The sequence below is a fragment of the Massilia orientalis genome (assembly GCF_030411975.2).
GTDB lineage: Bacteria > Pseudomonadota > Gammaproteobacteria > Burkholderiales > Burkholderiaceae_D > Telluria > Telluria orientalis.
Genome location: NZ_JASNRB020000003.1, coordinates 266,806 through 279,743 on the forward strand (window position 1 = coordinate 266,806; position 12,938 = coordinate 279,743).

Here is a 12,938-nt window from a genome sequence, read left to right on the forward strand (position 1 = left end):
GTCAGTAGCGCAGCGCCGACGCGATGCTGTTCTGGGCCCGTTCGACGGGCATGCTGGTGTTCCAGTAGGCGGTCAACACGTCCTGCAGCGCGCCGTTCTGGTCCGGAGTCAGGTACACCTCGGCGACGCCGACGGGTCGCTTCGGGTCGCGCAGGATCGCCATGCCCTTGCGCGCGCACGCGTCGAACTGGCTGTCGTCCGCATCGAGCCGCACGGGCACCGAGCCTTTCAGCTTGTTGAACGCGAGTTGCACGCCCGGATTCTCGACCACGCTCGCGAGCAGTTTCTGCGCGCGCAGCGCACCCGCATCGTCCGTTTTGGGGAACACGAACACGTCGCCCTGGATCAGGTAGGGGCTGTCCGCGCCCAGGCCCGGCAGGCAGCCGAACTGGCGGCCCGGCGCCTGGCCGGCGGCGATGAATTCTCCCTTGGCCCAGTCGCCCATGATCTGCATGCCGGCCTTGCCGCCGATGACGAGCGCCGTCGCGTCGTTCCAGTTGCGGCCCGGCGACGCCGGATCGACGTAGCCCTGCAGGCGCTTGTACGCGACGAGGACCTTGCGAAATTCGGCGGAACGGATCGCGGCCTGGTCGCGGTCCCGGATCACCTTCAAATATAGCTCGCGCCCGCCCATGTTCGACAGGACCATCGAAAACAGCAGGATGTCCTGCCACGCCTGGCCGCCGTGCGCGAGCGGGATCACGCCCGCCGCCTTCAGCTTGTCGAGGGCCGCGAACAGCTCGTCCATCGTCGCGGGCTCGCGCGTGATGCCGGCCTTCGCGAACGCCGCCTTCGAGTACCAGATCCACGTCTGCATGTGGATGTTCATCGGCACGGCATACCAGTGGCCGCGCACCTTGATCACGTCGACGATGGGCGCGGGCAGCACCTGGTCCCAGCGGTCGCGCCGGGCGAGATCGTCGACGGGATTCAGCAGGTCTTCCTCGATGATGTCGAGGAACTGCTTCGATGTATTGAACTGGGCGGCGGTCGGCGGATTGCCGCCGATGATGCGGTTGATGGTGACGGCGCGCGACTGGTCGCCGCCCGCGATGGCGGTGTCGACCCACGTGCCGCCGGCGTCGCGGTAGGCCTGCTCGACCTGCTTCACGGCGGCCGATTCGCCGCCGGACGTCCACCAGTGGATCACCTCGGCCCGTGGACCGCCATGCGCCGCGCTTGCGGTCGCGCACAGCCATGCGCACAGTGAGGCGCACAGCAACGCCCTGCGGGTTCCGTACATGCTGTCTCCGTGATGGCGTCCTGGCGGGGCCGGCGCCTTTTTTATACGTACTCGGCATCCCATGGAAACGTTCCCATGGGCATGGTCCGACTATAACATCCCAAAAAAATCAGTGTCAAACAAAACAACTCCCTAGCCTGCCGCCTGCGCGCACACGGCCTGGACGTGGCGCCGCAGCCACGCGTGGACGGGGTCGGCATGCTGGCGCTGGTGCCAGCACTGTTCCACGTCCACGGCCGGCAGCGCGAACGGCAGCGCAAACGTCTGCAGCGGCATCGTCGTCATCGCCCACTGCACGAACGGCGCCGGCATCACGGCGACGAAGTCGGACGCCAGGGCCATCGCCAGCGCGGCCTGGAATCCCGGCGCGACGAGGGCGACGGTGCGGCGCAGGCCCCGCTCGGCCAGGGCCACGTCGACCGCCGCGCACGAGCGCCGCCCGGGCGACGTGGCGATGTGCTGCCACGCGACGAATGCCTCCGCCGTGATTCTGGCGCGGCGGCGCCCGGCGCACAAGGGGTGGCCGCGCCGCACGACGCCGACGAACGACGCCGTGAACAGCCGCTCGGTGAGGATGCCCGGCTCCGGCCCCTTCACGACGAGGATGTCGAGGTCGACCTCGCCGCTGCGCAGCGCGTCCGGATCCCGGCTCGCGCGCGGCAGGAACTGCAGTGCGGTGCCCGGCGCCTCGGCGCGCATCGCGGCCGCCAGCCTTGCCGCCCACGCGCCGGCGAAACCGTCGTTGGCGCGGATCGTGAACGTCCGTTCCAGGGTCGCAAAATCCACGCGCGGCGGCTGCAGCACGCCGCGCACCTGGTCGATGGCGTGGGTGACCGCCTCGCGCAGCGCCAGCGCGCGCGACGTCGGCACGAGGCCGCGCCCGGCCGGCACGAACAGCGGGTCGCCGAATGCATCGCGCAGCCGCGCGAGGCGGCGGCTCATCGCCGGCGCGCTCACGTGCAGGCGTTGTGCCGCGCCCGCCACGCTGCCCGCCTGCAGCAGGGCGTCGAGGTCGACGAGGAGATTGAGGTCGAGCGTCTGGAGGGTCATCGCGAATGCTGCATACAGTGCACGGGTTGCCTGCAAGGATATCACTTTACGCACAGCCCGCGGCCGGATGATGATGGCGGCATGAATACACTCTTTCCCCTGCTGGCCGTGTGCATCTGGACCGGCAACACGCTGGTCACCAAATCGGCGGCCACCGCCATCGCACCGGCCGCCATCGCCTTCTACCGTTGGGTGCTCGCCGGCGCGATCCTCACGCCGTTCGTCGCGCGCGCCGTGTGGCACAAGCGCGCCGTCGTGGCGCGGCACTGGCCGAAACTCGCGCTGCTGGGCGCCCTCGGCATGGCGACCTACCAGGGACTGGCCTACCAGGCGGCGCGGACCACGACGGCGATCAACATGGGCGTGATCGTCGCCACGATGCCGCTGATGTCCGCGCTGCTGGCCGCGGCGGCCGGCGGCGAGCGTCCGACGCGGGCGACGATCGGAGGCGCCCTGCTGTCGCTGGCCGGCGTGGTCGTCCTCGCGGCGCAGGGCGCGCCGGCGCGGCTGCTCCACGGCGGACTGCATCCCGGCGATGCGTTGATGGTCGTCGCCGTCGCGTCGAACGCCGTGTATGGCGTCCTGCTCAAGCGCTGGGCGCTGCCGCTGTCGACCTGGGAACAGCTGTACGTGCAGATCGGCTTCGGCGTACTCTGCCTCGCGCCGTTCTGGTGGTGCGCGCCCGCCTCGCCGGTCACGGCCGCCAACCTGCCGCTGGTCCTGTACGCCGGCACCGCCGCGTCGATCGGGGCGCCGTTCTGCTGGATGAACGGCATCAAGCGGATCGGCCCCGCGCGCGCCGCCGTCTTCATGAATCTGCTGCCGCTGCTGGTCGCGCTGGGCGCGTGGGGATTGCTGGGCGAACGGCTGCGCGGCTACCACGCGGCCGGCGGTGCGCTCGTGCTGGCCGGGCTGCTGTGGAGCCAGCGCCGCTCACGGCTTCACTGAGGTTTCACCAAGGCTTCCCGCAGCATGTCGAACAGCGTGCGCGCGGCCGGGGCCATCGTGTGGTTGCGCTTGGCGATCAGGCCCAGGGTCCGGTGGATGGCCGGGTTCACGAGCGGCACGCCGACGATCGTGTCCTGACGGCCCGGCAGCACGGACAGGCCGGGCACGGCGGCCACGCCCATCCCCGCCTCGACGAGGGCCAGCACACCGGACACGTGGTTCACCTCGCACAGGATCACCGGGTGCTTTTCGACGCCGGCCAGCGCCGCGTCGATGACGGTACGGTTGCCGCTCGACGTCGCGACCGAGATGTAGCGCTCGTTCATGGTCTCCTTCCAACTGAGCTCCTTGCGGCCCGCGAGCGGATGGCTGCTGCGCATCGCCAGCACATAGCTCTCCACGTAGATCGGCTCGAACTCGATCTCCGGGTTTTCCGCGCCGGTGAAGTTGATGCCGAAATCCGCTACGCCCGCCAGTACGAGGTTCAGCACGTCCTGCGCGCTCTCGTCGTGCACGCGCACGCGGATGCGCGGGAAGCGCTCGCTGAAGCGCGCCAGGACGTCCGGCAGGAAGTGCCACACGGCGGACGGCACGCACGCGAGCGTGACGGAGCCGGTGCGATGGGCCGCGAGATCGGCCACGCCGAGCACCGCGTCTTCCAGACCGTCCAGCGCCGTGCGCACGTTGACGAGGAAGGTCTGGCCGACGTTCGTCAACTGCACGCGGCGCGTGGTCCGCTCGAACAGCTTGACGCCCAAGCTGTCCTCGAGCTTGTCGATGCGCCGGCTCAACGCCGACTGGGACAGGAACAGGTCGGCCGCGGCCTGCCGGAAGCTGGCCCGTTGCGCCACGGCCACGAACGCCTGCAAGTCATGAAGATCGTAATGGATGCGCATGACGCAAGAATACGCTGGAAATTTGCAATTATCAAATCATTCGTTTTATCGGATGATCTAGCCACTTACCCATCAGCCTCGCCAAGAAGGCATCACAAGGAGACACCGTGCGCCAATCCTGCGCCCTCACCGTATTGCTGCTTGCCAGCGGCACCAGCCTCGCCCAGACCAGCGTCAATCTCTACGGCATCGTCGACGTCGGCCTGCGCGCCGTCGACGGCCTGGCCGGCAGAACGACATCCGTCGCAAGCGGCGTGAACCAGACTAGCCGCTGGGGCCTGCGCGGCCAGGAGGATCTCGGCGGCGGCTGGAAGGCCGTGTTCCGGCTCGAAGGCGGCATCAGCGCCGACACCGGCACGCAGGCCAAGAGCGACCGCCTGCTCGACCGCCAGGCCTGGGCCGGCCTCGATTCCCCCTACGGCCAGCTCGCCCTCGGACGCCAGGCCAACCTGATCTCCGACGCGCTGGTCCCCGTCGACCCGCTCGGCAAGCGCGACGCGTCGTTCAACCCGAACATCAACGTGGCGGGCCTCTCGAACACGGCGTTCGGCACGCATGCGTTCGGGCGCCAGTATGGTCCGAGCGGCTACGCGGACAACTTCTACCGCCTGGACAACACGGTCAAGTACACGGCGACCGTGGGGCCGTGGCAGGCGCGCGCCGCGTATTCGGCGGGCGAAGTGGCCGGCGATGCGGGCGCCTCGAGCAGCCACGGCGTCGCTCTCGCGTACCAGCACCCGGACTGGGTCGTCTCCGGCGCGACGATGCAGTTCCGCAGCCGCGACGGCCTGCCGCTCGATGCGTGGAGCCTCGGCGCCGCCGTGCGGCTCGGCGCCTGGCAGGTGAAGGCCAACGCGGCGCGCAACGACGCGGACACCGGACCGGCCAGGACCGTGCATCAGCGCGTGCTGTCCGCGGGCGTAAGCCGCCCGCTGGGGCGCGACCTGCTCGTGACGGCCGCCTGGTACAGCGTGCGGCGCGAGGCCACCGGCTACGTCGACGACGGCTTCGACCGCGGCTTCCTGTTCGTCGAAAAGACGCTCGCGCCGCGCACCACGGCGTATGTGGAAGCCGACTACACGGCCTGGCGCGGCGATGCCGCGTCGAAGGACCGCCACGGCACGGGCGTCACGCTCGGCCTCATGCAGAAATTCTGACAAGGAGACCCTTATGCACATCAAGACCACCCTGGCCGCCCTCGCCTTCGCCACCGCCGGCATCGCCCACGCCACCGACGTGCACGTCGTCAGCTCGGGCGGTTTCGCCCAGGCCTACAAGGACTTGTCCGGGCCGTACGAGCGCGTGAGCGGCGACAAGCTCGTGTCCGAGTGGGGCCCGTCGATGGGTGCGACGAAGCACGCGATTCCCGCGCGCCTCGCGCGCGGCGAACATATCGATGTCGTCATCATGGTCGGCGACGCACTGGACAAGCTGATGACCGAAGGGAAGCTGGAACCGGGCAGCAAGGTCATCCTCGCCGATTCCCCGATCGCGTGCGCCGTGCGCCATGGCGTGCCGAAGCCCGACATCGGCACCGTCGACGGCCTGCGCCAGGCCTTCCTGCATGCGTCGAAGGTGGCGTACTCGGACAGCGCGAGCGGCGAATACATCAAGCGCGAACTGCTGGATAAACTGGGCATCCAGCAGCAGATGCAGGGCAAGGCCGCGCAGATCCCGGCCACGCCGGTGGGCGAGATCATCGCGCACGGCGAAGCCGATTTCGGCTGCCAGCAAAGGAGCGAGCTGAAACCCGTGCAGGGTATCGACATCGTCGGCGTGCTGCCGGCCGAGGTCCAGTTGAAGACGCAGTTCGCCGGCGCCATCGTGCGCGGCGCTCCCCACGCGGACGCGGGCCGCGCCCTGCTCCGCTTCCTCGCGGCCCCCGCGAACGCGCCCGCCATCGAGGCCACCGGACTCGAACCCGCCGCGGCGCAGCACTGAACCCACTCCGGAGACACATCATGACCAGTCAAACCACCGTCGCGGCGCGCGTCGCGACAGCAGCACCCGCGCGCGGGCCATCGAAGCTCGGCGCCGTCATCCGCGTCACGAGCGGGAATTTCATCGAGATGTACGATTTCTTCCTGTTCGGCTTCTACGCGAACCAGATCGCGGCCGCGTTCTTCCCGGCGACCAGCGAGTACGCCGCGCTGATGATGACGTTCGCCACGTTCGGCGCGGGCTTCTTCATGCGGCCGCTGGGCGCCATCTGCCTGGGCAGCTACGTCGACCGCATCGGCCGCCGCAAGGGTCTCGTGCTCACGCTCGGCATCATGGCATCGGGCACGGCGCTGATCGCGTTCGTGCCCGGCTACGCGACCATCGGCCTCATGGCGCCGCTGCTCGTGCTGGCCGGCCGCCTGCTGCAGGGCTTTTCGGCGGGCGTGGAACTGGGCGGCGTGTCCGTCTACCTGTCCGAGATGGCGACGCCGGGCAACAAGGGATACTACGTGAGCTGGCAGTCGGCCAGCCAGCAGGTGGCCGTCGTATTCTCCGCGGCGCTGGGTTATGGCCTTAATCACCTGATGCCGAAGGAGGTCATCGCCGACTGGGGCTGGCGCATCCCGTTCTTCATCGGCTGCTCGATCATCCCCGTCGTCTTCTACATCCGCCGCTCGCTGCAGGAGACGCAGGCGTATCTCGCGCAGAAGTCGCACCCGACCTTCCCCCAGGTGATGCGCACGCTGACCCTGAACTGGCCCATCGTGACGGCCGGCGCCATGCTGGTCGTGATGACGACCGTCGCGTTCTACCTGATCACCGTCTACACGCCCACGTTCGGCAAGAGCGTGCTGAAACTCTCCACCGAGGAGAGCCTGCTCGTGACGCTGTGCGTCGGCGTGTCGAACTTCATCTGGCTGCCCGTGATGGGCGCCCTGTCGGACCGCATCGGCCGCTGGCCCGTGATGGCCGTCTGCTCGGCGCTGGCCGCCGTGACGGCGTATCCGGCCTTGTCGTGGCTGATCGCGCATCCCAGCTTCGGCAATATGGTGATGATCGAGCTGTGGCTGTCGTTCCTGTACGGCAGCTACAACGGCGCCACCATCGTCGCGCTCACGGAAATCATCCCGATGCAGGTACGCACGACCGGGTTCTCGCTCGCCTACAGTCTCGCGACCGCGCTGTTCGGCGGCATGACGCCGCTGTTCTCTACGTGGCTGATCGAAGCCACGGGCGACAAGGCCGCACCCGGCTGGTGGATGGCGGGGGCCGCCGCGATCAGCCTGTTCGCGACGTTCCTCGTCTACCGCGGCATCGTGAAGGAGCGCGTGGCCGTCAATTGAAGCGGCCGGCCGCGCCGCCGACGCTGTAGCGCCCCGCCCCGAGCAGGGCGATGGCGACGGCGACGCCGAGATACATGCCCTGCAGTTCGAGCGCCCAGCCGCCCGTGTCGCTCAGGGTGAAGAACTGGCTCGTGTGGACCAGCAGCAGCGCGACGATCATGTTCACGACCACGACGAGCGCCGCGGCGCGCGTGAACACGCCGAACAGGATCAGCAGCGGCGCGATCACCTCGCCAATGTAAACGAGATAGGCCAGGGCGCCCGGCAGCCCCGCCTTGGCCAGCATGCCGCTGATGAAGCCGACGCCCCCGATCAGCTTCGACACGCCGTGAAACAGGATCAACACGGCCAGCACGGCGCGCAGGAGCAGCTTGCCGCCATCGTCCATCTGGTTTTGCATATCCCCTCCTGGAGTGAGCACGACTGTATACTCCCATGGTACGCCACCTGAAGAGAACCAGCCGTTGATTCCTGATCCAGACAAGAATGCCCGCGTGCGCGGCGTGACGTCGATCGCCGCCATGCGCGACGCCATCCGTGACGCATCACGCAAACTCCCGCCGCTGACCGCCGTCCCCCGTTTCCGGACTCTCGATCGCGCCGCCTTCCGCGCGCAGGCGGAACGCGGCCTGCCCTTCATGATCACGGGCCTCGTGGGCCGCTGGCCTTTGTGCGCCTTCACGCCGGCGGCATTGCGCGCAAGGTTCGGCGACGTGCCCGTGCGCGCCCGCGTGGGCGACTACATCGGCACGGCGTTCGCGCCGGACCGCGCGATGCGGGACCTGGCGATGGGCGAGTACCTGGATCTCGTCGCGGACTGGAAGGACGGCTTGCCGCCGTATGTCGGCAACCTGGAAATCAATGCGTTGAATGCGATGTGCCACTGGCCCAGCTACTTCGGCAAGATGGGACCGCCCCGCTTCTGGCTCGGTCCGGCCGGCACGGTGACGCCGCTGCATTGCGACTACGACGACAATATCTTCGCGCAGATCTGGGGCACGAAAAGAATCTTCCTCGTTCCGCCCCACCACGACGAGTTCCTGTACGTGCGCGAAGCGAATCCGGTGCTGTTCGGGTCCCCGTTCGATCCGGAGCGGCCCGATTTCGATGCGTATCCGCTCGCGCGCCGGGCGGCGCCGGTCGAATGCATCGTCGAGCCCGGGGACATGCTGTATGTGCCCGCCGGCTGGTATCACCAGGTGCGGGCATTGACGTTCGCCTTGTCCGTCAACCGCTGGGCCAGGGCGATGCCGCTCGCGCTGAAGGACGTCCCTTCGCTGCGGCTGGCAGCGCCCTGAGCGGCATTTACGCCTTGTGCTTGCGGCGGCGCGCGGCGCCCAGCAGGCCCAGGCCGCCGCAGATCAGCGCCAGGCTGGCCGGTTCCGGCACGTCCGTCGACGGCGTCTTCGCGGTGTACGTGTAGGTGACCTTCGCGACGCCCGATGCGGCCGTGCTGAATTGCGTGAGCAGGTTGCCCGAACCGTTGCCGCTCGACGCGCCGACGGCGTTCAGGCCCAGGTTGATCGTGCCACCGCCCAGCGCCGAGAACAGGGCGAAATCGCTCGCGCTGCTGCTCACGAAGAAGTTCGCGCCCGAAGCCGATACGGAACCGGTCGAGCCGCCCGACGTGCCGTCGAAGTTGATGCTGCCGTCGAACGCGCTGAAATTGAAGGTCTGGCTGAACACCGGGTTCGTCACGACCAGCGTGCTGTTGTCCGGACGGGTCAGGCCCAGCAGCGAGCCCAGCGACAGGGTCACGGTGGAGGCCGTCGCATCCAGGCTTTCGGCATTGCCGTTGCCCTGCACGACGCCGGACAGGTCGAAGCGGATCGAGGTCAGGTTACCGAGGCTGGTGTCGAATTTCGAAAACGACAAGGTATTCGACCAGTTGGTCGTGGCCAGGGCGATACTGTCGGAATAGCTGAGCGTGCTCGCTTGTGCGGATGCGAACGGGAGGAATGCGGCGGTTGCCGCCAGGGCTGCAAGTGTCTTTTTCATGTGTCCTAGTTGAATTTCAATGTTTGGTTGTTAACGGGTGATGCAGATTTCCATTATAACCATAATAATGAACAAATTTCACTAGTGCATGTTTTCTTTTACACAATTTCAGTGTCAAGATTGCAATCTGTAGCCGACGGCGGTTTCGGTCAACAGGTGCCGCGGCTGTGCCGGATCGTCTTCCAGCTTCTGGCGCAGGTGTCCCATATAGATGCGCACGTAATGGCCATTGTCCGCGTTCGACGGCCCCCACACCTCGCGCAGGAGTTGCGGCGCCGTGACCACGCGGCCCAGGTTCGCGATCAGCACGGACAGCAGCTTGTACTCGGTCGGCGTCAGGTGCACGGGCTGGCCGTCGCGCTGGACGGTGCGCTTGTTCAGGTCCACCTCGACCCGGCCGAATACGATGCGTGCGGACGCGTCGCCGCCCGCCTTGTGCTGGCGGCGCAGCGCGGCGCGCACGCGTGCGAGCAGTTCGCCGATGCCGAAGGGCTTCGTCAGGTAGTCGTCCGCGCCGGCATCCAGCGCCGCGATCTTGTCCGCCTCGTCGATGCGCGCGGACAGCACGATGATCGGCACGGGGCTCCAGGTGCGCACGTCGCGGATCAGTTGCATGCCGTCGCCGTCGGGCAGGCCCAGGTCGAGGATGATGAGATCGGGCGTGCGGCTGCCGGCGTCGATGCGGCCGCGCTTCAGCGTCTCGGACTGGTGCACCTGCCAGCCCTCGCCTTCGAGGGCCATGCGGACGAACCGGCGGATCTGCGGTTCGTCCTCGACGATGAGGGCGACGGGTGCGGCGGACTCAATGCTCATGCTGGTCGGTGAAATGGTGATGGTGTTCGGGGTCCGGCAGCGGAGGCGGCTCGCCCAGCGGCAGGCGCAGTTCGAAGCAGGCGCCGCTGGCCGGCAGGTTGAACGCACGCATGCGGCCGCCGTGGGCCTCGACGATGGCGCGGCAGATCGCCAGGCCGAGGCCGACGCCGGAAATGGATGACTCCTGCCGGCCGCGCACGAATTTCTCGAACAGCGCGTCCGCGCGGCCCGCCGGCAGGCCCGGGCCGTCGTCGCACACGGCGACGACCAGCATGCCCTCTTCCGCGCGCGCCGCGATCGTCACGTGCGCGTCCGGCGGCGTGTACTTGCCGGCGTTTTCCAGCAGGTTGCACAGCACGCGCTCGAGCAGCGCCGCGTCGAACCGCACGAGCGGCAGGCCGCGCGGGATGTGCGTGTCGACGGATCGTCCGCCCAGCTGCCAGCGGCAGGCCCGCAGCGCGCTGCCGATCGTCTCCTCGACCAGTTGCCACTCCAGGTTGAGCTTCACGCCGCCGCTCTGGATGCGCGCCATGTCGAGCAGGTTCGCGACGAGGGTGCTCATGCGCCGGGCCTCGTCGCGCAACGCGTTCGCCAGTTCCATCTGCGCGGCGGCCAGCGCCGGGCGCGACAGCGTGAGCGATTCGGACAGGCCGACGAGGCTCGTGAGCGGCGTACGCAGATCGTGCGACAGCGCGGCCAGCAGCGAGTTGCGCAGGCGCTCGCCCTCCATGCGCACGACGGCGTCCTGGGCCACGTCCACGTAGTGCACGCGCTCGAGGGCGATGGCGGCCAGCGCCGCGAAGGCGTCCAGCAGTTCGCGCCGTTCCGGCACGAGCAGCGCGGCGACGTCGGGCACGCGCACCGCGAGCACGCCGCGCGAGCGCATCGGCGCCAGCAGCGGCAGGTACAGGTAAGGATTGCTGGGCAGCGTGGGCGTCCCGGCGCCGGCCGGCGCGCCATGGTCAAACGCCCACTGCGCGGCCGCCATGTCCAGCACGCTGAGTACCGGCGCGCGTTCTTCGCTGGCCGGGTCCGCGACCGGCCAGCGCAGGCGGCCCGCATCGTCCGGCAACAAGATCGCGGCGCGGGCGTCGAAGGTGCGCGCGAGGAAGCGGCGGGTGATCTCGAACACCTGCTCCGTCTGCAGCGCGACGGACAGCGCCCGCGCGAATTCGTACAGCGCGCGGGTGCGGGCCTCGCGTCCGGTCGCGCTTTCCGCCTGCTCGCGCAGGTCGGACGTCAGGCGCGCCGTGATCCAGCCGACGGCCAGCATCACGGCCAGCGCGACGGCGTACTTGAATTCGCTGACGTCGTACTGGCGGCGCGGCGCGGCGATCACGAGCGAGCAAAAGCCGACCAGGGTCGCGAGGATCGCGGGGCCGCGCCCGAGGCGGATCGCGACCAGCACCACCGTCAGCAGGAACAGCATGGCGACGTTGGCCACGTCCAGCAGCGGCAGCAACGGCAGCGCGACGCCGGCGGTGGCCAGGCTCGCGCCGGTGGCGGCCAGGTAGGGGCGCGGGGCGGGCCTGGCGCGCGCCCGCGGTCCGGCGACGCCGGGCGTCGACGGCGCGGCGACGTCGACCAGGTCCAGTTCGGGCGCGGCCTGCACCAGGCGACGGGCGAACGGCACATGCCACCACGCCGGCCCGTGTTCGCGCGCCAGCACGGCCGTCGTGCAGCCGTGGCGGCGGGCGTAAGCCGCGGCGACGGCGGGCGCGTCGCGGCCTTCCAGCACGGCCGTGACGGCGCCCCGGGCATGGGCCTGGCGCAGCAGCTCCAGGGTGCGCAGGCGGGCCACTTCGCCGCGGCGGCGCGTGTGCGCGTTCTCGACGAGGATGGCGTGCCACGGCACGTCGCAGAGGGCCGCGAGCCGCGCCGCCGCCGCCACCGTGGCTTCGTCGCCGGCGTCGGCGCGCAACACGGCCAGCACCGTGCCTGTCTTCGATTCGGAACTCTGCATGCGAGGATGGTAAGCGATCGCCCGTAAACGCGGCATAAATTCGCGGCATAAATTTTGCCGCCCGCCCCTCGCCGATAACGGTGGGTCAGCCGAACAGCTTGAGCGCCGTCTGCGCCACCAGCCCGCCCTGGTGCCGCGCGCCATCCAGCTCGTTGGCGCTAGGCTGGCGCTGCCCCTGGCCGCCCGCGATCGTGCTGGCGCCGTACGGGCTGCAGCCGGTGATCTCGTCCAGCGTCATCTGGCCCGCGAAGCTGTACGGCAGGCCGACGACCACCATCCCCAGGTGCAGCAGGTTCGTGATGATCGAGAACTGCGTCGTCTCCTGGCCGCCGTGCTGGGTCGCGGACGACGTGAACGCGGCGCCGACCTTGCCGTTCAGCGCGCCCCTGGCCCACAGGCCGCCCGTCTGGTCGAGGAACGCGGCCATCTGCGACGGCATGCGGCCGTAGCGCGTGGGCGCGCCGATCACGATGGCGTCGTAGTCGGGCAGTTCGTTCACGGTCGCGATCGGCGCCGGCTGGTCCAGCTTGAAATGGCCGTTGCGGGCGACGTCGTCCGGCACCGTCTCCGGCACGCGCTTGACGTCCACGGTCGCTCCCGCCGCGCGCGCGCCTTCCGCCAGCGCGTTCGCCATCTGTTCGATGTGTCCATACGTCGAGTAATACAGCACCAGTACCTTCGCCATAGCCGTTCCTTTCCGTCAACCCGGCGCCACCGGCGGCGCCCTGCCCTCGCTTGCCCGC

General features: G+C 69.0%; 13 protein-coding genes. 5 read left to right on the plus strand and 8 right to left on the minus strand.

Annotated elements, in window-relative coordinates; genetic code table 11:
• Position 1: 1 nt before the first annotated feature.
• Both QPK29_RS05480 and QPK29_RS05485 read right to left on the minus strand, forming a co-directional pair.
• A complete protein-coding gene (locus QPK29_RS05480; protein WP_056133093.1) occupies positions 2-1,243 on the minus strand; it encodes an ABC transporter substrate-binding protein in 1,242 nt (413 codons plus the stop codon).
• Positions 1,244-1,375: 132 nt separating this feature from the next.
• Positions 1,376-2,293 (minus strand): LysR family transcriptional regulator, encoded by a 918-nt coding sequence (locus QPK29_RS05485; RefSeq protein ID WP_056133096.1) that lies wholly within the window; start codon positions 2,291-2,293, stop codon positions 1,376-1,378.
• A gap of 81 nt (positions 2,294-2,374) precedes the next feature.
• On the opposite strand from QPK29_RS05485, the gene QPK29_RS05490 reads away from it, so the two are divergent.
• A complete protein-coding gene (locus QPK29_RS05490; RefSeq protein ID WP_371770271.1) occupies positions 2,375-3,241 on the plus strand; it encodes a DMT family transporter in 867 nt (288 codons plus the stop codon).
• Here QPK29_RS05490 and QPK29_RS05495 read toward each other — a convergent pair.
• Positions 3,235-4,137, minus strand: a complete 903-nt coding sequence (locus tag QPK29_RS05495) for a LysR family transcriptional regulator (RefSeq protein ID WP_371770270.1) — start codon at positions 4,135-4,137, stop codon at positions 3,235-3,237. The genes QPK29_RS05490 and QPK29_RS05495 overlap by 7 nt on opposite strands.
• 107 nt (positions 4,138-4,244) lie before the next feature.
• Here QPK29_RS05495 and QPK29_RS05500 point away from each other — a divergent pair, with 107 nt between their 5' ends.
• Genes QPK29_RS05500 through tcuC form a run of 3 tightly spaced genes read left to right on the plus strand, consistent with a single transcriptional unit; the run spans position 4,245 to position 7,421 of the window.
• Complete coding sequence (locus tag QPK29_RS05500; RefSeq protein WP_371770269.1) at positions 4,245-5,294, plus strand: porin; 1,050 nt, start codon at positions 4,245-4,247, stop codon at positions 5,292-5,294.
• 13 nt (positions 5,295-5,307) lie between these two features.
• On the plus strand, positions 5,308-6,078 hold the full coding sequence (locus QPK29_RS05505; protein ID WP_371770268.1) for a substrate-binding domain-containing protein: 771 nt from the start codon (positions 5,308-5,310) through the stop codon (positions 6,076-6,078).
• Between the two features lie 20 nt (positions 6,079-6,098).
• On the plus strand, positions 6,099-7,421 hold the full coding sequence (gene tcuC, locus QPK29_RS05510; RefSeq protein ID WP_371770267.1) for an MFS transporter: 1,323 nt from the start codon (positions 6,099-6,101) through the stop codon (positions 7,419-7,421).
• On the opposite strand, the gene QPK29_RS05515 is transcribed toward tcuC, so the two are convergent.
• Positions 7,414-7,821 carry a DoxX family protein gene (locus QPK29_RS05515; RefSeq protein ID WP_371770266.1) on the minus strand — a complete coding sequence of 136 codons (408 nt, stop codon included), beginning with the start codon at positions 7,819-7,821 and terminating at the stop codon, positions 7,414-7,416. The two genes, tcuC and QPK29_RS05515, sit on opposite strands and share 8 nt — an antisense overlap.
• Before the next feature lie 121 nt (positions 7,822-7,942).
• Between QPK29_RS05515 and QPK29_RS05520 the strand changes: the two genes are divergently transcribed.
• Positions 7,943-8,719 (plus strand): cupin-like domain-containing protein, encoded by a 777-nt coding sequence (locus QPK29_RS05520; RefSeq protein WP_371770390.1) that lies wholly within the window; start codon positions 7,943-7,945, stop codon positions 8,717-8,719.
• 7 nt (positions 8,720-8,726) lie between these two features.
• On the opposite strand, the gene QPK29_RS05525 is transcribed toward QPK29_RS05520, so the two are convergent.
• The 4 genes from QPK29_RS05525 to wrbA form a co-directional block, all read right to left on the minus strand.
• Positions 8,727-9,419, minus strand: a complete 693-nt coding sequence (locus QPK29_RS05525; RefSeq protein WP_056133115.1) for a choice-of-anchor E domain-containing protein — start codon at positions 9,417-9,419, stop codon at positions 8,727-8,729.
• 114 nt (positions 9,420-9,533) lie between these two features.
• Positions 9,534-10,232, minus strand: a complete 699-nt coding sequence (kdpE, locus tag QPK29_RS05530; RefSeq protein WP_056133118.1) for a two-component system response regulator KdpE — start codon at positions 10,230-10,232, stop codon at positions 9,534-9,536.
• Entirely contained in the window at positions 10,222-12,195 is a 1,974-nt protein-coding gene (locus QPK29_RS05535) for an ATP-binding protein (protein WP_371770265.1), read from the minus strand. Before QPK29_RS05535 ends, kdpE begins: the two co-directional genes overlap by 11 nt.
• Positions 12,196-12,280: 85 nt before the next feature.
• Complete coding sequence (wrbA, locus tag QPK29_RS05540; protein ID WP_056133123.1) at positions 12,281-12,880, minus strand: NAD(P)H:quinone oxidoreductase; 600 nt, start codon at positions 12,878-12,880, stop codon at positions 12,281-12,283.
• Positions 12,881-12,938: the final 58 nt, after the last annotated feature.